The following is a 23389-nucleotide window of genomic DNA, read 5'->3' on the forward strand; positions in this document are numbered from 1 at the left end:
GTTTCCTCTCATTCGTTCCGCCGCGACCGCGCGGAGTGCTCGGGGGTCCGCTCGTCACCGTCGGCGGCGATACTCGACGCGATGCAGTCCCACAGCCGCGGCGGCGGCGGGCAGGCCGCCGACGTGGCGAAAAGCGCTACGGCGGTGTGCAAGTCGGCGACCTCCGAGGCGCAGCCGCCACAGCGCAGCAGGTGCCATTCGAAGGCGTCGCGCTCCAGTCCGGCGAGGGCGTCCAAGGTATAGACTCCGGTCAGTTCGTGCATCTCCTCCCATGCCGTCATGACAAGACGTGGTCGCCGGATTTCACCAGATGTGCCCGCAGCGTCGGCCCGATCTCGGCGAGGGCAGCCGGACCGGACATCTCGACGTGCGTGCAGTCGACGAGATGTTCGTGAATCTCCGCGTCCACGAACGGCTCCCACCCGGCGGCGCCGCCGACCGGTTCGGCACCGTCCGCGGGACCGCAGTCGGCCAGGGCCGTGAAGTACACCAGCTCGCCGTCGTAGTGGCTCGGCAGGTACCGGTGGCCCATCCGGGCCCCCACCAGATAGGCGTCGTAGAGCCGCTGCACCTGGGCGGCGGTCAGCGACTGGAACGGGCCCGGGTGGCGGCCCAGCAGTTCCGCCGCCTCCTGCGCGGACAGGTCACGCCCGGCCAGTGCGGCATCGCCGAGCAGCGCGCCGAGCAACTCCCCGGCCGTCGGCTCCGCGGGCTCGGGCACTCCGGCCAGGATCCGGCTGTCCATCATGGCCAGCAGTGCGACCCGCGCTCCGGCGCGCCGGAGCTGCCCGGCGATCTCGTAGGCGACCAGCCCGCCCAGCGACCAGCCCAGTAGCCGGTACGGCCCCTCCGGTTGCATTCGTCTGATCTCCCGCACATAGCGGGCCGCGAGGGCTTCCACGGTATCGAGCCCCTCCCCGTCGCCGGTGAGGTGCGGCAGCTGCAGTCCGTAGACCGGCTGCTCGGGATCGAGGTGCGCGAGCAGGCCCGAGTAGGTCCACGCCACCCCGGTGACCGAATGCACGCAGAACAGCGGCGGCGCAGTGCCTTCCGCGCGCAGCGGCAACACCGTGGCGAAGGCCGCGTCGACCACCGATTCGGTGCGGTCCACGTCCGCGTCCAGGCGGGCCGCGATCCCGGCGGGAGTCGGGTCGAGGAACACCGTCTGCATCGGCACGTCGAGCCCGTGCCGCTCACGCACGAGCGCGACCACCTGCGTCGCCAGCAGGGAGTTGCCGCCCAGTTCGAAGAAGTTGTCCTCCGCGCCGACGGTATCGACGCCGAGCGCCGCCTCGAACGCGGTGCACAGGGCCGCTTCGGTGGGGGTGGCCGGGGGCCGGTAACTCGCGCTCGCGGCGAGCACCGGCGACGGCAGGGCGGATCGATCGATCTTCCCGGCCGGTGTGACCGGCAGCGCGTCCACGATCGTGATGGCCTGGGGCACCATGTATCCCGGGACACGCGCCGACAGATACCGGCCCAGCTCCGCCGCCGTGGCCGCCGCGCCCGGTTCCGTCGTCACATAGGACGCCAGTATCGTTGTGCCGCTGCCTGTTTCGTGCCCGACGGTGACGGCGTGCCGCACCTGCGGGTGGGCCGTGAGGGCCGCGTCGATCTCACCGAACTCGATGCGGAAGCCACGGATCTTGACCTGGTGGTCGGTGCGGCCGAGGTACTCGATCTCCGGGCCGTCCGCGTGCGGCGCCCATCGCACCAGGTCTCCGGTGCGGTACATCCGATCGCCGGGCTCACCGAACGGATTCGCCACGAACCGTTCCGCCGTCAGGCCGTGGCGCGCATGGTACCCGCGCGCCAGTCCGATGCCGGACAGGTACAGCTCGCCGGGCGTCCCGACCGGCACCGGATGCAGCCGGGCGTCGAGCACGAGCAGGCCGAAGCCGCGCACCGGCCCGCCGACGGTGACCGCCACACCCGGCCGCAGCGGTGCGCTCAGGGTCGCGGCGACGGTCGCCTCGGACGGACCGTAGGCGTTGAACATTCGTTTCCCGGCGTCCGCGGCCCAGCGCCGCACCAGTTCCGGACCGCACCGGTCACCGCCGACCAGCACGACCTCGAGGTGGTCCAGTCCGGCCGGGTCCACGGTGCCCAGCGCCGCCGGGGTGACGAACGCGTGCGTCACCACCTCCTCGGCCAGCAGCTCGCGCAGCGGCTCGCCACCGTAGATATCGTCGGGCGCCACGACCATCGTCGCCGCGCCGCCGAGGGCGAACAGCAGCTCCAGCACCGCCGCGTCGAAACTGGGTGAGGCGAAGTGCAGCACCCGCGAGCCCGCGGCGACCGCGCACCGCTCGGTCAGCTCGGCGGCGAAGTTCGCCAGCCCGGCATGAGTCACCGTGACGCCCTTGGGAATTCCGGTGGAGCCGGAAGTGTAGATCAGATAGGCCGGCTGGTCGAGACGCACCGGCGCGCGCCGATCGGTGTCGAGGACGGGTGCGTCCGAGGCGTCCAGCAGGGTGTCGACGAAATCCGGGTCGTCCAGCACGAGCCAGTCGACGGTGCCGGGCAGATCCCCGCGGGATTCGCCGACGCACAGCCCGATCGCCGCACCCGCGTCGGTGAGCATGTGCTCCTTGCGCTGCGCCGGGTAGGCGGGGTCGACGGGCAGGACGGCCGCACCGGTCTTGGCCACCGCCAGCACGGCCAGCACGGACCGGATCGACCGCGCGATCCCGACCGCGACACATCGCTCGGGCCCCGCGCCCCGCGAGATCAGCACTCGCGCGAGCTGGTTGGTGATCCGATCCAGCCGCGCGTAGCTCAGCTGCTCGGAGCGGTACCGGATCGCCGCGCCGATCGGGTTGACCGCCACGGCCGCGGCGAACAGGTCCGCCAGTGTCGCCGGCGCCGTGCCGGACGGGCGGCGGACCGGCGCGAGGGCGCTCGCCTCGTGCTCGGTCAGCACCTCGAGGTCGCCGATCGGCCGGGCCGGGTCGGCGACCGCGGCATCGAGCAGCCGGATCAGCCGCGCCGCGATACGGTCCGCGGTGGCGCGATCGAACAGGTCCGTCGCGTAGGTGACGGTGAGTTCGATACCGTCCGGCCGCCCGTCGGCGGTGAACGCCTCGGCGAGGGTGAACTGGAGATCGAACTTGGCGACATCGAATTCCGGTGTCTCCGCGGTGATTTCGACGCCAGGCAGCCGCAGCCGCACCGGTGCGGAACCGTGCACGGACAGCATCACCTGGAACAGCGGGTTGTGCGCCGTCGACCGTGCCGGGTTCAGTACCTCGACCAGCCGCTCGAACGGGAGGTCGGCGTGGGCGAAGGCGTCGAGGTCGCCCGCGCGCACGGCCGCGAGCGTGTCCGCGAACGACCGCTCGGCGGCCAGCGGCGTCCGCAGCACCAGGGTGCCGACGAACATGCCGATCAGCTGCTCGAGCCGCTCCTCGGTGCGGCCCGAGATCGGGGTGCCCACGGCGATGTCGGCGGTGCCCGTCATCCGGTACAGCAGTACCGCCAGCGCCGTGTGCAGCACCATGAACGCGGTCGCGTCGTGGCGGCGCGCGAGCTCGCGCAGCGCGGCGTGGGTGGGCGCGCCGATCATCGTCCGGACCGACGCGCCCGCGTGGCTCGGGGTAGCCGGGCGCGGCCGGTCGGTCGGCAGTTCCAGGCATTCCGGGAGGCCGCGCAGCGCCTCCTGCCAGTACCGCAGTTGCGCGGCCAGACGGCCGTCCGGATCGTCCTCGCCGCCGAGCATTTCGCGTTGCCAGAGGCTGTAGTCGGCGTACTGCACGGGCAGCGGCGCCCAGTCGGGCGCGGCGCCGGTGCGGCGGGCCCGGTAGGCGGCGGTCAGGTCGGCGGCCAGCGGCGCGACCGAGCCGCCGTCGGCCGCGATGTGGTGGATGACGACGACGAGCAGATGTTCGTCGGCGGCCAGCCGCAGCAGGGTGGCGCGCAGCGGCGGATCCACCCGCACGTCGAAACCCGCGGCGGCGAGTTCGCGCACGCGGTCCGCGGCCAGGGTCTCGTCGGCCGCGAGCACCCGCAGCGCGAAGCCGGTCTCCCCCGGCGCGAGGACGACCTGGGCGGGGCCCGCGCCGGAGTCCGGGAACACGGTGCGCAGCGCCTCGTGCCGGGTTTCGACATCGACGAGGGCCCGCTCCAGCGCCGCCACATCCAGATCGCCGCGCAGGCGCAGCACGGTCGGGATGTTGTAGGTCCCGGAGGCGGTGTCGAACCGGTTGAGCAACCACAGCCGCTGCTGGGCCGGTGACAGCGGAATGCGCGCGGGCCGGTCGCGGCGGTCGAGTACGGGCAGCGCCGCGCCGGGACCGGCGGCGTCCAGCAGCGCGGCGAGCGCCGCCGGGGTGGGATGCTCGAAGATCGCGCGCACGCCCAGCTGGTGACCGGACAGCGTGGCGATCCGTGCCGAAAGCTGTGTCGCCGACAGCGAATTGCCACCCAGGTCGAAGAAGCTGTGGTCGGCGGCCACCTCCGAGCGGCCCACGATCTCGGCCATCGCGGCGGCCACCAGCATCTCGTTCGGTGTCCGCGGCGCCCGGCCCGGTTCGGCGGCGGCCGTGAAGTCGGGCTGGGGCAACGCTTTTCGATCCAGCTTGCCGGTCGGCGAGAGCGGGATCTCGGCCAGCGGCACCAGGGTCGGCAGCATGTGGGCGGGCAGACGTCCGGCCAGTTGTTCGGTCAGCGACTCGCCGGTGTGCTCGGCGGCGACCACGTAGGTCACTATCCGGGCCTCGCCCGCGTCGTCGCGATGCAGCTCGGTGTGCGCGAAACGAACACCGGGGCAACCGGATACGACCGCGTTGACCTCGCCCAGCTCGATGCGGAAGCCGCGCACCTTCACCTGGTCGTCGGAGCGGCCGACGAAGGTGAGTTCGCCGGCCCTGGTCCAGCGCACCAGATCTCCGGTGCGGTACATGCGCTCGCCGGGGAGGCCGTACGGGTCGGCCACGAACCGGGCGGCGGTCAGGGCGGGCCGGCGGTGGTAGCCCCGTGCCAGTCCGATCCCGCCGACGTAGAGGTCGCCGATCACGCCGGTGGGTACGGGCCGCAGTCCGCCGTCCAGCACCACGGCCGTCACGCCGCGCATCGGCCGGCCCAGCGCGATCGGGCGATCCGGTTGCAGCGGTCGGGAGAACGTGGTCGCGATGGTCGCCTCGCTCGGGCCGTAGCCGTTGATCACGTCCCGGCCGACCGCCCACCGTTCCACCAGATCCTGGTCGAACGCCTCGCCTCCGATGATCAGGGTGCGCAGCTCGGGCAGCGGCCAGCGCCGCGTATCGATGGTCGCCAGCGCGGCGGGAGTGACCACGGCGTGGGTGACCCGCTCGTGCTCGAGCACCTCGGCCAGTTCGTCGCCGCCGTAGGTGTCGGCGCCGACGATCACCATGGTGGCCCCGGCGGACCACGCGATGAGCAGTTCCAGGATCGCCACGTCGAAACTGGGCGAGGCCAGATGCAGTGTGCGCGAACGACTGTCGATCCCGAAGCGGGTACGGACCACCTCGGCGCAGTTGAACAGCCCGCGATGGGTGACGGCCACGCCCTTGGGCAGCCCGGTCGATCCGGAGGTGTAGATGACATAGGCGATGTCGGCGGCGCGGGGCGGCCGCCGGAACTCGGCGGTCGTGAGCGCCCGCGTGGAGACCACGGGATCGTCCAGGTCCGTGAACGACAGCCAGCGCACCTCGTCGGGCAGCTCGCCGATCCGGTCACCGGTCGTGAGGCCGATGCGGGCCTCGGCGTCGGCGAGCATGTGCCGGATCCGCTCGGCCGGATAGCGGACGTCGATGGGCAGGAACGCCGCACCGGTCTTCGCGATCGCCAGGGACGCGACCACCGACTCCAGCGACCGCGCCATGGCCAGCGCGATCACATCCCCCGGGCCGTAACCGTTCCCGGCCAGAATCCGTGCGAGCCGGTTGGTCCGCTGGTCGAGGCCGCGGTAGCTCAGCTCGGCCATGCCCTCGCGCAGCGCGACCCGGTCGGGGTCGGCCGCCGCGGCCGCGAAAAGGCCGGGCAGCGTGCGGGTTTCGGCGGCGGGCTCGCCACGCGCCGGGACCAGGGTGTCGCGTTCGTTGTCGTCGAGCAGATCGATGTCGCCCACCGCGATCGCGGAGTTCGCGGCCACCTCGGCGAGGATGTGGACGAACTGCGCGGTGAACCGCTCGGCGGTCTCGGCGTCGAACAGATCGGCGGCGTAGCGCACGCAGACGTCGATCGCGCCATGGGTCTCGTCCCCGGCCGGCGCCGCTTCGGTGAGACCGAAATGCAGGTCCCACTGGGCGGTGTCGGCGCCCACGTCCTCGGGCGCGATCTCCACCCCGGGCAGCCGCACCTGCCACGGGGCATGGTTGTTCAACGCCAGCCCGACCTGTACCAGCGGATGGTAGGCGGTGCTGCGGGCCGGGTTCACCAGTTCCACAACACGTTCGAACGGCAGGTCGGCGTGCGCGAACGCGTCGATGTCGTGCTCCCGGACCCGATCGAGCAGTTCGTCGAACGGCCGGGCGGCGCGCACCTCGGTGCGCAGCACCAGCGTGCCGACGAACATGCCGACCAGCTCGGCGAGCTGCGGGTCGGTGCGTCCGGCGACCGCCGTGCCGACGGCGATGTCGCCGCGGCCGCTCAGCCGCGACAGCAGCACCGCGAGCGCGGCGTGCAGCACCATGAACACGCTCGCCTCGTGGCGGCGCGCCAGCGCGGCCAGGGCGCCGTGCACGTCCGGCTCGATGGTGGCGTACACCCGGCCGCCGCGGTAGGACGGCCGCGCCGGACGCCGGCGGTCGGCGGGCAGTTCGAGGCAGTCGGGCAGGTCGGCCAGCGTCCGCAGCCAGTACGCGGCCTGCCGGGCGGCCAGGCTGGCGGGGTCGTCCTCGGCGCCGAGCAGTTCGCGCTGCCACATGCTGTAGTCGGCGTATTGCACCGGCAGCGGCGGCCGGTCCGGCGCGGCCCCGGCCCGCCGGGCCGCGTACGCCGTGGTGATGTCGGTCGCCAGAGGCGCGAGCGAACCGCCGTCCGCCGCGATGTGATGCAGCACCAGCACCAGCACGTGGTCCTCCGCGGCGATCCGGAACAGCGCCGCCCGCAAGGGAATTCGAGTGGTGAGATCGAATCCGGCCGCACCGAATTCCCGCGCGGCGGCTCGCCAGTGGCCGTCGGCGGGCGGCGCGGCGCCGTCGTCACGCGGTTCGGGCATGCAGGTGACGAGTTCGAGCCGGATGTCCGCGCCGGAGGTGACGACCTGGGCGGGGCCCGCGGGTCCGCGGTCGGGGAAGACGGTGCGCAGCACCTCGTGGCGGTCGGCCACGTCGCGGATCGCCTGTTCCAGCGCACCGGCGTCGAGCGGGCCGCGCAGCCGCAGCGCGACCGGGAGGTTGTAGGCGCCCGAATCGGGTTCGAGGCGGTTGAGGAACCACAGCCGCTGCTGCGCCGGGGACAGCGGGATGTGCTCGGGTCGCGGCCGCACGGTCAGCGCCGGGCGGGCCGAACCGCCGTGTGCCGCACGGTCGTCGAGGAAGGCGGCGAGCGCGGCCGGGGTGGGATGTTCGAAGACCGACCGGACCGGCAGCTGCTGCCCGGACTCGGCGGCGATCCGGGCCACCAGTTGCGTCGCCGACAGCGAGTTGCCCCCGAGATCGAAGAAGTTCTGGTGCGCGCGCACCTGCTCGGCCCCGACCACCGCCGACATCGCCGCCGCCACCAGGATCTCGCTCGGGGTGGCCGGCGCGCGACCGGCGGCGGGGTCGGTGTCGAATTCCGGTTCGGGCAGCGCCGACCGGTCCAGTTTGCCGTTGGGGGTCAACGGAATCGCGTCGAGCACGACGATCGCCGCGGGCACCATGTGCGACGGCAACCGGTCGGCCAGGTAACGCCGGACCGATTCCTGCGGCGACCCGGCGGCCTCGGTCACCGTCACATAGGTGACCAGCAGCGGCGTGCCCGCCGCCCGCCGGACCTCGGTGTGCGCGAACCGCACCCCGGGGCATTGCGCGGCCACGGCGGTGATCTCGCCCAGTTCGATGCGGAAACCGCGGAGCTTCACCTGATCGTCGGAGCGGCCGACGAAGACCAGCTCGCCCGCCCCGGTCCACCGCACCACATCGCCGGTGCGGTACACCCGCTCACCGGGCGCGCCGAACGGGTTGGCGACGAAACGGGCGGCGGTCAGCCCCGGCCGCCCGAGGTAGCCCCGGGCCAGGCCGCAGCCGGACACATACAGCTCGCCCGTGACACCGGTCGGCACCGGGCGCAGCCGTTCGTCGAGCACCACGGCCGTCGTGCCGCGGATGGGCCGGCCCATGACCACCGGGCCGTCGGCGGGCAGCGGATCGGAGATGACGGTCATGATCGTCGTCTCGGTCGGGCCGTAGCCGTCGAAGAAGTTGCGCCCGGCGGCCCAGTGCCGCACCAGTTCCGGGCCGACGTACTCGCCGCCGACCGCCAGATTCGCCAGCGCCGGGAGCGGCCACCGCTCGACGTCGATGCTGGCCAGCGCGGCGGGGGTGATGAAGGCGTGGGTGACCTGCTCGCGGTCCAGCAGCGCCGCCAGCTCGTCGCCGCCGTACACGTCGGCGGGCGCGATCACCATGGTGGCGGCGGCGCTCCAGGCCAGCAGCAGCTCCAGCACCGAGGCGTCGAAACTGGGTGAGGCGAAGTGCAGCGTGCGCGACCGCGCGTCGGTCCGGAACCGATCCCGTTGCTCGGCAGCGAAATTGGCCAGACCGCGATGGGTGACCGCGACACCCTTCGGCCGCCCGGTGGACCCGGACGTGTAGATCACGTAGGCCAGATCGTCCACCCGCGCCGGGCGCGTCCGGTCGGCATCGGAGAGTGCGGTGGCGTCGTAGTCGAGCGGCTCGGTCAGGGTCAGCCACGACACGTCCGCGGGCAGTGCGGGCTCGAACGCGCTCGCGGTGATCCCCACGCGCACAGCCGAATCGGTGAGCATGTGGCGGATGCGTTCGGCGGGGTGCCGCACGTCGATCGGCAGGTAGGCGGCGCCGGTCTTGGTGACGGCGAGGGCGGCGACGATCGAGTCGGCCGAGCGCGGCAGCCCGATCGCCACCACATCGCCCGGGCCGATCCGGTGCGCCAGCAGTGCCCGCGCGCAGCGGTTCGAGCGCTCGTCGAGGTCGCGGTAGGTCATGGTCCGCGCGCCGTGCCGGATCGCCGTCTGTCCCGGATCCCGGATCGCCGCGGCGGCGAAGATCTCGGCCAGGACCGAGGGCTCGGTCGCCGCCGCGCCGCGCGCCGGGACCAGGGTGTCCCGTTCCTCGGCATCGAGCAGCTCGAGGTCGCCGACGGCACGGAAAGCGTTGTGCGCCACGGCCGCCAGGAGCCGCTGGAAACGCCGCTCGAACCGCTCGGCGGTGGACCGATCGAACAGGTCGGTCGCGTAGGTCAGCGACAGGTCGAGTCCGCCGGGTTGCCGGTCGGTGTCGTAGTTCTCGGTGAGCGTGACCTGCAGGTCCCACTTCGCGCCCGCTGTATGCAGTTCCTCGGCCACCACCTCGAGGTCGGCCAGCCGCAGGGCCGCCGGGGCCGCGTCGTGCACCGACAGCAGCACCTGGAACAACGGGTGATGCGCCGTGGAGCGGACCGGGTTGAGCAGCTCCACCAGCCGCTCGAACGGGACGTCGGCGTGGGCGTAGGCGTCGAGGTCCTGGGTCCGCACGGTGTCGAGCAGGTCGGTGAAGGTGCGGTGGCCGTCCACCTCGGTGCGCAGGACGAGCGTGCCCACGAACATGCCGATCAGGTGATCGAGTCGCTCGTCGATGCGACCCGCGACCGCCGTCCCGATGGCGATGTCGGCGGTGGCCGCCGAGCGCGCCAGCAGCACGGCCAGCGCCGCGTGCGCCACCATGAACAGGCTCGCGTCGTGCGCCCGGGCCAGGCCGAGCAGACCCTCGTGAACCTCCACCGGCACAGTCGAATTCACCACGTCGCCGCGGTGGGAGGCCACCGTCGGGCGCGGCCGGTCCGCGGGCAGCTCCAGGCATTCGGGCAGACCGGCGAGCCGGGTGCGCCAGTAGTCGAGCTGGCGTGCGGCGAGGCTGCCCGGGTCGCTCTCCTCACCCAGGACGGCCTGCTGCCACAGGCTGTAATCGGCGTACTGCACCGGCAGCGGCTGCCACCGCGGGTCGCGGCGGGTGCGGCGCGCGTCGTAGGCCGTGGCGATATCGGCGGCGAGCGGGCCCAGTGACCAGCCGTCCGCGGCGATGTGGTGCACCACCAGGATCAGCACGTGGTGGTCGGCGGCCAGGCGCGAAAGCCCCACGCGCAGCGGCGGTTCGGCGGTCAGGTCGAAACCCGCGGCGGCGAACGCCGTCCACGTGGCGGCGGGATCGGCGCCGGGCTCGAGCAGCGTCCAGTCGAGCTCGGTCGCCGCGTCGGTGATCACCTGGGTGGGGCCCGCGGGCGAATCCGGGAAGACGGTGCGCAGGATTTCGTGCCGCTCGACGACATCGCTCACCGCCCGACGCAACGCGTCCGGGTCGAGAGTTCCGCGCAGCCGTAACGTGATCGGGATGTTGTAGGCGCCGGAGGAGGGCTCCAACCGGTTCAGGAACCACAGGCGCCGCTGCGCCGAGGACAGCGGAATCCGGTCCGGCCGTGGACCGGCCACCAGCTCCGGCTGCCCGGCGGCCTCGGGCGCCCGCGCGTCCAGCAGCGCGGCCAGCTCGGCGGGAGTCGGCGCCTCGAACACCGTGCGCACCGCCAATCGGCAGCCGGTCCGGGCCGCGATCGCCGCGACCACGCGGGTCGCGGACAGCGAATTGCCGCCGATGTCGAAGAAGTTCTGCTCGGCGCCCACCGTCGCGACGCCCGCCGCGGCCGCCATCGCGGCGGCCACCAGCGCTTCGGTGGGTGTGGCGGGTGCCCGGCCCGGCGCGTCGAGGGCGGCGAAGTCGGGTTCGGGCAGGGCCTTGCGATCCAGCTTGCCGGAGGGGGTCAGCGGGATCGTGGGCAGCATGAGCACCGCCGCGGGCACCATGTGCGCGGGCAGCGCCGCCGCGGCGTGGGCGCGCACGGCCGCGGCGTCCACGCCCTCGTCGGCCACCACGTAGCCGACGAGGCGGTCCGCGCCCGCGCCGGTGTGGACCTCGGTGTGGGCGAAGCGGATTCCCGGATGCCCGGCGAGTACCGCGGTGATCTCGCCGAGTTCGATCCGGAAGCCGCGGATCTTCACCTGATCGTCCGCGCGGCCGACGAAGCTCAGCTCGCCGTCGCCGGTCCACCGCACCAGGTCGCCGGTGCGGTACAGCCGCGCCCCGGGGCCGCCGTACGGGTCCGCGACGAAGCGCGCGGCGGTCAGCGCCTCGCGTCCCAGGTAACCGCGGGCCAGCCCGTCGCCGCCGACGTACAGCTCGCCCACCACACCTGCGGGCACCGGCCGCAACCGGGCGTCCAGGACCACCGCCGCGGCCCCGCGAATGGGGCCGCCCAGCGTGATCGGGCCGTCCGGCCGCAGTTCCCGCGAGAGTGCCGGTGCGACAGTCGCTTCCGACGGGCCGTAGGCGTTGAACATCGCGCGCTCGCCCGCCCACGCCGCGACCAGGTCCGGGCCGAACGCCTCGCCGCCGACGACCAGGGTCCGCAGCTGCGGCAGCGGCCAGCGGGCGGCGTCGATGCTGGCGAGTGCGGCGGGCGTGACGAACGCGTGGGTGATCCGCTCGCGGTCGAGCAGGTCGGCCAGTTCGTCACCGCCGTAGATGTCGGTCGCCGCGACCACCATGGTCGCGCCCGCGCACCACGCCAGGAGCAGTTCGAGCACCGACGCGTCGAAACTCGGCGACGCGAAATGCAGTGTGCGCGAAACGTGTTCGACGCCGAAGCGGTCGCGCTGGGCGGCGGCGAAGTTCGCCAGCCCGCGATGGGTCACGGCGACGCCCTTGGGCAGGCCCGTCGAACCCGAGGTATAGATCACGTACGCCAGGTCGTCGGCCGACAGCGGGCGCGATCGGTCGCGATCGGTGATCGGCGCGGCGGGGCCGGTGAGCAGTTCCGAGAGTGTCAGCCACTCGACACCCCCGGGCAGCCGCGCCACATCGGTAGCGGTCGTGACACCGATCCGCGCTCCGGAGTCCGACACCATGTGCCGGATCCGCTCCGGCGGATAGCCGGGATCGACCGGCAGGTAGGCCGCCCCGGACTTGCTCACGCCGAGCGTGGCGACCACGGACTCGACCGAGCGGGTCATACCGAGTGCGACGATGTCGCCGGGGCCGATGCCACGCTCGATCAGACTGCGCCCCAGCCGGTTCGAGCGGGCGTCGAGTTCGCGGTAGCTCATCTCGGTGCTGTCGGACCGCACCGCGATGCGGTCGGTGTCCGACGCCGCCGCCGCGAACAGCTCGGGCAGTGTCGCCACCGCCACGGGCCCGCTCCCGCGAGCGGGGACGGTCGCCGCGCGCTCCTCGTCGAGCAGCAGACCGGCGGCGTCGATGCGTGCCGCGGGCGCGGTGACCAGCGCTTCGAGCACGAGCAGATAGCGGTGGACGAGGCGCTCGGCGGTGTGGTGTTCGAACAGGTCGGTGGCGTAGTCGAGGCGCAGCTCGATGCCGCCGGGCCGCTGCCGCGGCGTGTGGGTCTCGGTGAGCTCGAATTGCAGATCGAACTTGGCGATACCGGGATCGGCCTGCTCGGCGGTGATCTCGAGACCCGGCAGGCGCAGCGGCGCGGGCCCGGAGTTGTGCACCGACAGCATCACCTGGAACAGCGGGTGGTGGGCGGTGGAGCGGACCGGATCGAGCAGCTCCACCAGCCGTTCGAACGGGATGTCGGCGTGGGCGTAGGCGCTCAGATCGATCTCGCGGACCGCGTCCAGGAATTCGGTGAACGAGCGGTCCTCGTCCACCTCGGTCCGCAGCACCAGCGTGCCGACGAACATGCCGACCAGCCGTTCCAGCTGCTCGTCCGAGCGCCCGGCGACGGGCGTGCCGATCGCCACATCGGTGCCGCCGCTCAGTCGCGCGAGCAGGACCGCCAAGGCGGCATGCAGCACCATGAACACGCTCGCGTCCCGGCTTCGGGCCAATTCCGTGATGCGCGAGTGGGTTTCGGCGTCGACGCGGGCGGTGACCGCGGCCCCGGCGTGCGTCGCGACAGCCGGTCGGGGCCGATCGGTCGGCAGTTCCAGGCATTCGGGCAACGCGGCGAGGGTGCGGCGCCAGTACGCCAGTTGGGTCGCCGCCACACTGGCGGGATCGTCCTCGTCGCCGAGCACCTCGTGGTGCCAGAGCGTGTAGTCGGCGTACCGCACGCTCAGCGGCGTCCACCGCGGCGGCTGTCCGGCGTGCCGGGCCTGGTAGGCCGCGGCGAGGTCGGCGGCGAGCGGCGTCATCGACCAGCCGTCGGCGGCGATGTGGTGCACCACGAGCACCAGCACGAACTCCTGATCGCCGGTGCGCAGCAGTTCGCCGCGCAGCGGGAGATCGGTCGTGAGGTCGAACCCGCGCCGGGCCAGCGCCCGGATTCGGGCCTGCACTCGATCGGCGGGTACGAACAGCACCGGCGGCGTGACCTGCGCGGTCTCGGCCGCGACCACCATCTGGCTCGGGCCGTCCGCGGCATCGGGGAAGACGGTGCGCAGCGTCTCGTGCCGTTCGACGACATCGTGCAGGGCGCGGCGCAGCGCCGCCACATCCAGCGCCCCGCGCAGCCGCAGGGCGATCGGGATGTTGTAGGCACCCGAGGAGGTGTCGAACTGGTTGAGGAACCACAGCCGCTGCTGCACCGCCGACAGCGGCATCCGCGCGGGCCGCTCCCGGCGGCCGAGCACCGGGCCCGAACCGGCGGCGCGGTCCAGCAGGGCGGCCAGCCCGGCCGGGGTCGGATGGTCGAATACCGCTCGCACGGGCAGTTTCCGGTGCGCGGCCGCGCCGATGCGCGACACCAGTTGCGTCGCGGACAACGAGTTGCCGCCCAGCTCGAAGAAGTTGTGGTCGGCGAACACGGGGGCGTGGCCGACCACCTCGGCCATGACCGTGGCGACCAGTATTTCGTTCGGCGTCGCGGGCTCGCGTCCGGCGGACGCCGGGGCGGTGAAATCGGGTTCGGGCAGGGCCGTACGATCCAGCTTGCCCGCCGGTGTCAACGGTATGGTCTCGAGCTCGACGAATGTCGACGGGATCATGTGGGCGGGCAGCCGGTCGGCGACCTGTCGGCGGATCGAGTCGAGAGCCGGCGCCGCGCCCTCGGCGACGGCCAGATACGTCACGATCCGCGGCGTGCCCGCGTGGTCGCGGCGAACCTCGCTGTGTGCGAATCGCACCTCTCCGCAGGCGGAGACGACCGCGTTGATCTCACTCAGCTCGATGCGGAAGCCGCGGATCTTGACCTGATCGTCGGCGCGGCCCACCAGGGACAGCTGCCCGGAGGCGGTCCACCGGGCCAGATCTCCGGTGCGGTACAGCCGTTCGCCGTCGCCCGCGAACGGGTTCGCGACGAAGCGCTGCGCGGTCAGTCCGGGCCGATGCAGGTAGCCGCGGGCCAGACCGGCCCCGGCGAGATACAGCTCACCGGTGACACCGGGCGGCACCGGGTGCAGGCGTTCGTCCAGTACCGCGAGGCTCGCGCCGGGAATCGGCTTGTCCCCCAGCACCACCGGCTGTCCGGGCAGCATCGGCTCGGAGATGATCGCGGCGATCGTGGCCTCGGTCGGGCCGTAGGCGTTGAGCATGGTGCGCCCCGGCGCCCAGGACTCGACCAGTTCGGCCCCGCACGCCTCGCCGCCCACCACCAGGCAGCGCAGCCGCGGCAGCGGGTGGCGGACCGCGTCGATGCTCGCCAGCGCCGCCGGGGTGAGGAAGGCGTGCGTGACGCGTTCGCGGTCGAGCAGCTCGGCCAGCTCGTCGCCGCCGTACATGCCGGTCGGCGCGATGACCATGGTCGCGCCGCCGCAGAGCGCCAGCAGCAGCTCGAGCACCGACGCGTCGAAGCTCGGCGAGGCGAAATGCAGTGTCCGCGAGGACATGTCGACCCGGTAGCGCTGCTGCTGAGCCACCGCGAAGCCGTGCAGGCCGCGGTGGGTGACCGCGACGCCCTTGGGCAGGCCGGTGGTGCCGGAGGTGTAGATGACGTAGGCGATGTCGTCGATCCTGGTGGGCCGCGGCGGTTCTCGGTCGATCCCGGGTCCGTCGAGTTCCGCCAGGGTGAGCCAGGTGACCGGGTCCGGCAGGGCGGCCGGGTCGCCCGACGTGAGGCCGACGCGGGCCCGCGCGTCGGACACCATGTGCCGGATGCGGTCCGCCGGGTAGCGGCGGTCGATCGGCAGGAAGGCCGCGCCGGTCTTGGTGACGGCGATCGCCGCGAGCACCGAGTCGATCGAGCGGTCCAGGGCGAGCGCCACCACCTCACCGGGGCCGGCGCCGCGCGCGATCAGGGCGCGGGCCAGCCGGTCGGTCCGGTCGTCCAGCTGGCGATAGGTCAGGGTCCGCGAGCCGGCGCGCAGCGCGTCGCCGTCCGGCCGCTGCCGCAGGACCGCGCGGAAGTAGTCGGCCAGGGTGACCGGCGCGGCGGCCGGCTCGCCGCGCGCGGGTGCGAGCGCGGCCCGCTCCCCGGCGTCGAGAATGTCGATGTCGCCGACCGGGATTCGCGGGTCCGCCGCGACGGCCGACAGCATGTCGAGGAAGCGGCCGCACAGCCGTTCGGCGGTGGCGCGGTCGAACAGGTCGGTGGCGTAGGTCAGGCGCAGGCCGATCCCGGCGGCCGCGCGGTCGGCGGTGTAGGACTCGATCAGCGTGAACTGCAGGTCCCACGCGGTGAATCCGGTCTCGATCGCCTCGGCCGACACGTCGACGCCGGGCAGGTCCACGCCGTCGGGTACTTCACTGTGCACCGACAGCATCACCTGGAACAGCGGGTGGTGCGCGGGCGAACGCACCGGGTTCAGCACCTCGACCAGCCGCTCGAAGGGCAGGTCGGCGTGGGCGAAATCGTCCAGGTCCTGATCGCGCACCGCGGTCAGCAGATCGCGGAACGAGCGGCCGGTATCGACCTCGGTGCGCAGCGCGAGCGTTCCGGCGAACATGCCGATCAGCCGGTCCAGCCGGGGGTCGGTGCGCCCGGCGATCGGTGTGCCGACGCACACGTCGCCGGTCGCCGCCAGCCGCGCGAGCAGCGCGGCGAGCGTGGCGTGCAGGACCATGAACACGCTGGCGTCGTGGCGCCGGGCCAGTTCGGCCACCCCCGCGTGCAGCCGCGAATCAACCGTCACGGCAACGGTATCCGCGCGCTGGGAGGCCGTGCCGGGGCGGGGCCGATCGGTGGGCAGCTCGAGGCATTCGGGCAGGGCGGCCAGCCGCGACGTCCAGTACTCGCGCTGGGTGGCCGCGAGCGACCGCGGCTCGGTGTCGTCGCCGAGCAGTTCGCGCTGCCACAGTCCGAAGTCCGCGTACTGCACCGGCAGTGGCTCCCACCGCGGGGCCGAGCCGCCGCAGCGGGCCCGGTAGGCCGTCGCCAGATCCTCGGACAGGGGTGTGAGGGACCAGCCGTCGGCGGCGATGTGGTGCAGCACCAGGACCAGGACGTGTTCGTCGGTGCCGCTGCGTAGGAGTTCGACGCGCAGTGGGGTCTCGGTGGTGATGTCGAAGCCGCGCCGCGCCGCGGCGGCCGAGCGAGCGGCCACCTCGGCGGCGGGTACCTCGAGCACGGCCGGAGCCGGGGCGGCCGTCGCCGCGTCCAGCACCACCTGGTGCGGACCGTCCGCGCTGTCGGGGAACACCGTGCGCAGGGACTCGTGCCGCGCGACGAGGTCGCCGCACGCCGCGCACAGTGCGGCGACATCGAGCGGGCCGCGCAGGCGCAGCGCCACCGCGATGTTGTAGGCGCCCGAGGCCGGGTCGAAGCGGTTGAGGAACCACAGCCGCTGCTGGGTGGCCGACAGGGGAACGCGTTGCGGGCGTGGTCGCGGGGCCAGCTCCGGCCGCGGGCGGGAACCCGGTTGCCGCGCGATCCACGCGGCCAGGCCCGCGACGGTCGGGGCCTCGAACACCGCCCGCACCGTGACGGTGGCCGCGATCGCCTCGTTCAGCCGCGCCACCACGCGGGTGGCGGCCAGCGAATTGCCGCCGAGGGCGAAGAAGTCGTCGTCGCGGCCCGCGTGTTCGATGCCGAGGACGGCGGCGTACACCGCCGCGACGGAACGCTCCAGATCGGTGCGCGGCGGGCGGTATTCGCGCGGGGCGAAGCTCGGCTGCGGCAATGCGCGCCGGTCCACCTTGCCGTTCGCCGTCAGCGGCAACGCGTCGAGGAGCACGTACGCGGCCGGGGCCATGTACGACGGCAGCAGCTCGGCCAAGTGCGCGGACACCGCCGCGGTGTCCACGGAATACCCTTGCGCGGCAACCACGTACGCGATCAGCCGGTCGCCGGTCGCCGGGTCGGAGTGCACGGTCACGAGCGCCGCGTCGATCTCGCCCCGCCGCCGCAGCGCGCTCTCGACCTCGCCCAGTTCGATCCGGAAGCCGCGGATCTTGACCTGGAAGTCGGTGCGGCCCAGGTATTCCAGCTCACCGGCGGTATTCCAGGCGACCAGGTCGCCGGTGCGGTAGAGCCGCTCCCCCGGCGTCGGCGCGTACGGGTCGGCGACGAAGCGCCCGGCCGTGAGGCCCGCGCGGCCCAGATAACCGTGTGCCAGTTGGCTGCCCGCCAGATACAGTTCGCCCGCGACACCGACCGGGACCGGCCGCATCCGGCCGTCCAGCACATACACGCGCGTATTCCATTGCGGCACACCGATCGGCACCGAACCCGAGTCGGTCACGGTGACCCGGTGGGCGGTGACCGACACCGCGGCCTCGGTCGGACCGTAGAGGTTCCACAGCTCGACCGTGGCGGCGGTGATCCGCTCGGCGGTGTGCGGTGACAACGCCTCACCGATCGCCAGGACGGCACGCAGCGACGGCGGCAGCGTGCCGCCGGTGATCGCCAGCAAGGCCTCCAGCTTCGATGGCACCGCGTGCAGGATCGAGATCTCGTGCTCGGCGAGGGCACGCGCCAGATAGGCCGGATCGCGGTGGCCGTCGGGGGCCGCGACGACCAGCCGGGCGCCCGAGACGAGCGCCGACCAGAACTCCCACACCGACAGGTCGAACATCGCCGTGGTCTCGAGCAGCACCGAATCGCCCGGTCCGAGCGCGAAAACCGTTTTCTTCCAAGTCAATTGGTTGACGATCGCGCGATGCGGCACGGCGACGCCCTTGGGCTGCCCGGTCGATCCGGACGTGAAGATCACATACGCCGTGTGGTGTGGCCGCAGCGGGCCCAGACGCTCGTCGTCGCGCACCGGGCCCGCGGGCAGATCGGCCGGATCGAGGGTGTCGATGCGCAGCTGCGGGGCGTCGGCGTCCAGAGCGAGCTCACCGGCGGTCAGCACGCACAGCGGCGCCGCGGTGCGGACGATGTGACTCAGGCGTTCCCGCGGCTGGTCCGGGTCCAGCGGCACGTACGTGCCACCCGCCGCCACCACCGCGTACATGCCGACGACCAGGTCCACCGATCGCCGCAACCCCAGCGCCACCGGGATCTCCGGGCCTACTCCGAGCGAAATCAGATGGCGCGCCAAGCGATACACGCGTGCGGCGAACTCCTCGTAGGTCAGCGGCGCGCCCGTGCCACCCGCCCCAGGGTCGGCGACCAGCGCCACCGCGCACGGTGTCGCCGCGACCTGCGCGTCGAACATCGAAGCGAGCGTGGCGTGTTCCGGCACGGCGTGCGCGGTCGCGTTCGGCTCGTGCAGCAGGGCGCGGAGTTCGGCCGGAGCCAGCATGTCGATCTCGCCGACCGCGGTGTCCGGGGCGGCCACGATCCCGCGCAGCAGCCGCTGGAACCAGGTCACGAACCGGGCCGCGGTCGGCTCGTCGAACAGATCCGTGGCGTAGATCAGATGTCCGTGCAGCCCGCCCGGGTCGCCGTCGTCGGTGTAGGTGTCGGTGAGGACCAGCTGCAGATCGAATTGCGCTACCTCGGTGTCGATCTCGGTACCGCTCACGCTCAAACCGGGCAGCTCGAGGCCGGCCTGGGCCAGGTTGTGGAACGAGAAGCCGACCTGCACCAGCGGGTGGCGGGCGGTCGACCGGACCGGGTTCAACGCCTCGACCAGCCGCTCGAACGGAATGTCCGCGTTGGCGAAGGCGGCCAGGTCGACCGCGCGCTGCTGGGCCAGCAACCGGGTGAACGAGGTACCGGGGTCGACCCGCGCCCGGAACACCAAGGTGTTCACGAACATTCCGATCAGATCGTCCAGTTCGCGTTCGCCGCGGCCCGCGACCGGCGTGCCGACCGCGACGTCGTCCATCCCCGACAGCCGCGCCAGCAGTACCGCGAACGCGGTGTGCACCACCATGAACAGCGTCGAGTTGCCGGTGCGCCCGAGTTCGGCCAGACCCCGGTGCAGGTCGGCGCCGATGCTGAGGCCGACGCGGCCGCCGCGCATCGACTGCACGGGCGGACGGTGCCGGTCGTAGGGCAGCGAGAGCTCTTCGGGCAGGTCGGCGAGCTGCCTGGTCCAGTAGGCCAGCTGCGCGGCCGATCGGCTGTCCGCCGCCGCGTCGTCGCCGAGCAGCTCCCGTTGCCAGAGCGTGTAATCCGCATACTGCACCGGCAGCGGTGACCACTGCGGGCCCTGCCCGGCACGCCGCGCGGTGTAGGCGGTCATGAGGTCGCCGAACAGCGGCACCAGCGACCAGCCGTCCGCGGCGATGTGGTGCAGGACCACCGCGAGCACGTGCTCCCGCGGCCCGGCGCGCAGCAGTTCCACCCGCAGCGCCGTCTCGCGGGTGAGATCGAATCCGCGCCGGGCCACGTCCCGCAACCGGCCCTCGACCTCGTCCGGGGTCACCTCCACCACCGGCAGCCGCGGCGCCGCCTCCCACGCGGGCACGATCGTCTGGGTGGCGCCGTCGCCGCTGCCGGGAAATACCGTGCGCAGCGACTCGTGCCGCTCGACGACATCGGCCAGGGCGTAGCGCAGTGCGGCCACATCCAGCTCGCCGGTCATGCGCAGAGCGAACGGAATGTTGTATGTGCTCGCGGCGGTGTCGAATTGGTTGATGAACCAGAGCCGCTGCTGCGGCAGCGACAGCGGGATGCGGGCCGGGCGCCGCCGTCCCGCCAGCGGGGTGCGGGTCTCGCTCCCGCCGTGCTCCCGCACCCGCGCCGCCAGTTCGGCCACCGTCGACTCCTCGAGCAGCAGCCGCACCGGCACCTTGGTGTCCAGCACCGCGCCCAGCCGCGACGCCACCCGGGTCGCCGACAGGGAATTGCCGCCGAGCGCGAAGAAGCTGTCGTCCAGCCCGACTCGGTCCACCTCGAGCACCTCGGCGAGCACCTCGGCCACCGCCCGCTCGACGGCGGTGCGCGGGGGACGGTATGCCTCGACCGCGGCGGCGGGCCGGGGCAGCGCGCGCCGGTCCAGTTTGCCGTTGGCCGTCAAGGGAACAGCGTCGAGCACCACGAACGCCGAGGGCACCATGTAGTCCGGCAGCAGCAGTTCGGCCGCGGCGCGCACCGCGGCCACGTCCGGCGCGGCACCGGGCGGCCCGACGAGGTAGGCGACCAGGCGCTGCGAGCCGGAGTCGTCCCGCACGACCGCCACCGCCTGCCGGACGGTCTCGTGCGCCAGCAGCGCCGCCTCGATCTCGCCGAGTTCGATACGGAAGCCGCGCACCTTCACCTGATCGTCGACGCGGCCCAGGTACTCGACCTCGTGGTCGGCGCTCCACTGCCCGAGGTCCCCCGAACGGTACAGCCGGGATCCCGGCGGACCGTACGGGTTGGCCACGAACCGGGCCGACGTCAGCGCCGCGCGGCCGAGGTAGCCGCGGGCCTGCTGGCCGCCCTCCACGTAGATCTCGCCGGGCACGCCGACCGGCACCGGACGCAATCTGTTGTCCAGCAGCAGGATTCGCAGGCCGGGCAGCGCCTGCCCGATGCCGCGCGGCCGCGCCCCGCCGAACGCCGCCGCGTCGAGGGCACGACAGGTCACGTGCACCGTGGTCTCGGTGATGCCGTACATATTGATCAGCTGTGGCGCGGTGGCGCCGTGCCGGTCGTGCCAGTCGGCGAGGCGGCGCGGCTCCAGGGCCTCGCCGCCGAACACCACGTACCGCAGCGCGGGCAGCGCCGAACCCGGCCCGGCGGCCCGGTCCACCGCGTCGAGCTGATAGAACGCCGACGGGGTCTGGTTGAGCACCGTCACGTGCTCGCGCCGCAGCAGCTCGTGGAACTGTTCGGGCGAACGAGAGGTGACGTAGTCGACGACGACCAGGGTGCCGCCGTACAGCAGCGGCCCCCACAGCTCCCACACGGAGAAGTCGAAGGCGTAGGAATGGAACATCGTCCACACGTCGGACGCGCCGAACTCGAAGTGCGCCTGGGCATTCGCGAACAACGTCGTCACATTGCGGTGCGGGACGGCGACGCCCTTGGGGCGGCCGGTGGAGCCGGAGGTGTAGATCACGTAGGCGATGTGGCCGGGCCCGAGCGCCCCGCGCCGATCGGCGTCGGTGATCGCGGCGGTGTCGAATTCGGACAGGTCGAGGCGATCCAGCCACACCGCGGGCAGGCCGGGCGGTGTCTCGACGCCGAGCTCCGAAGTGGTGATCAGGCAGACCGGCCGGGCGTCGGCCAGCACGAATTCGACGCGGTCGGCCGGATAGTCCGGGTCCACGGGCAGGTACCCACCCCCGGCCTGCAGCACGGCGAGCAGTGCGACGACGAGTTCGGCGGACCTCGGCAGCGCGACGGCGACCAGCGACTCCGGGCCGACGCCGAGCTCGATCAGCTTGCGGGCCAGGCGGTTCGCGGCGGCGTCCAATTCCGCGTACGTCATCGAGATGTCCCCGGACCGGACAGCGCAGCGCCGGGGGTGTGCCGCCGCGACGGCGTCGAAGCGTTCGGTCAGTGTGGTCTCCGGCCCGCCGCGACCGGTCCGGGCCGGAGCCGCGCTGCCCAGCAGGCGTGCCTGTTCCGCCGCGCTCATCAGCGGCAACCTGTGCACCGGCGTATCCGCGTCGGCGCTCAGGAACGCGGTCAGGTAGTCGAGGAATCGCTCGTGATGGCCGTCGATTTCGTCGGCGTCGTAGCGGTCGGGGTTGGCGACGAAGTCGATGTGCAGGCCGTCGCCGGCGCTGCCGTTGTAGATGTTGACCGACAGATCGTCCACCGGACCGGTCGACACCAGCTGCATGGTGCCGACGGCCGAGCCGAAGCGAAACTGGTTGTGGTACAGCATGATATTCACCACCGGCCCGAAGAAGCCGCGGCGATGACCCGCCCCGCCCCGGTCGCGCCGGATGTCCTCGTGGCGATAGCGCTGATGCGCCAGCGCCTCTCGGATCCGGTCGGCGGTCGCGGCCACCAGGCCCGGGACCGTGATCTCCGGCGCGACCCCGACCCGCAGCGGTACGACGTTCGACACGTAACCGGCCGAGGAACGCAGCCCGGGCGTCGTCCGCGCGGTGACGGGCAGGCTGACGACCACGTCGTCGTTGCCGGTGACCGCCGCGAAATAGCCTGCGAGAGCGGCGATGAACAATGCCGGCCGGGAGGCGCCCGTGCGCGCGCGCACCGCCTCGAGCAGTTCGGCCGCCGCACCCCCGAACCGGGCGCCGACGGTGCGGCGGTGGCCGTTGGCGGGCGCGGACCGGTGGCTGAGGGTGAATTCCTCCGGCATCGTGGCGACCCGCTCGCACCAGTAGCGCCGATCCTCGTCGAAGGCGGCCGATTCGCGGTACTCACGCTCGGATCGGTAGACCTCGTACAGGTCGGCGGCCGCCGACGCACTGGCCTCGACACCGTCCAGCTGCGCGTTGTACCACTCCACGATGCGGCTGATGACCAGCATCGCCCCGTAGCCGTCGATCGCGATGTGATGCATCTTCGCGTACCAGAAGTACCGCGCGTCGGCGATGCGCAGCACCGCGCTCTCGAACAGCGGCCCCCGCGTCGCCGACATCGGCGTGGCCGCGTCCTGCTCCATCCACCGCCGGGCGGCCGCCCGCGGATCCGCTTCCGCCCGCAGATCCACGACCTGCGACACGATGCGAATATCTGTGGCCACGTATTGGGACGGCTCGCTGTCGCCCTCCACGATGCGCAGGTGCGCGCTCTGCAGGTCCGCACCACAGCGGTCGATCGCCTCGTCGAGCACCTCGACATCGAGCTCGCCCGGGATCTCGACGTATTGCGCGACCGACAGGGGCACGCCGGGGGCGATGTGCTGGGCCCGCCACATCCCGAGCTGCGCCTCGGACAGGGGGAACGATCGTGTTGACACCGGTACCGCTTCGCGCGTCGACTTCGGGGCCAACGACGTCATCCAGCTACTCCAATCGACGGAACGAGAGGGAACAGACTGCTACGCACGAGCAACCAGCACGGCGATCCTCTCGAACCGCCGCGA

Annotated in this window: 2 protein-coding genes; both read right to left on the reverse strand. The window is 72.7% G+C overall.

Annotated elements, in window-relative coordinates; all coding sequences use genetic code 11:
- Positions 1-8 precede the first annotated feature (8 nt).
- Positions 9-281, reverse strand: a complete 273-nt coding sequence (locus NWFMUON74_RS18110) for a hypothetical protein (RefSeq protein WP_187683060.1) — start codon at positions 279-281, stop codon at positions 9-11.
- Entirely contained in the window at positions 278-23305 is a 23028-nt protein-coding gene (locus NWFMUON74_RS18115) for a non-ribosomal peptide synthetase (RefSeq protein WP_187683061.1), read from the reverse strand. Before NWFMUON74_RS18115 ends, NWFMUON74_RS18110 begins: the two co-directional genes overlap by 4 nt.
- Positions 23306-23389 lie beyond the last annotated feature (84 nt).

The organism is Nocardia wallacei, assembly GCF_014466955.1.
Lineage (GTDB): Bacteria > Actinomycetota > Actinomycetes > Mycobacteriales > Mycobacteriaceae > Nocardia > Nocardia wallacei.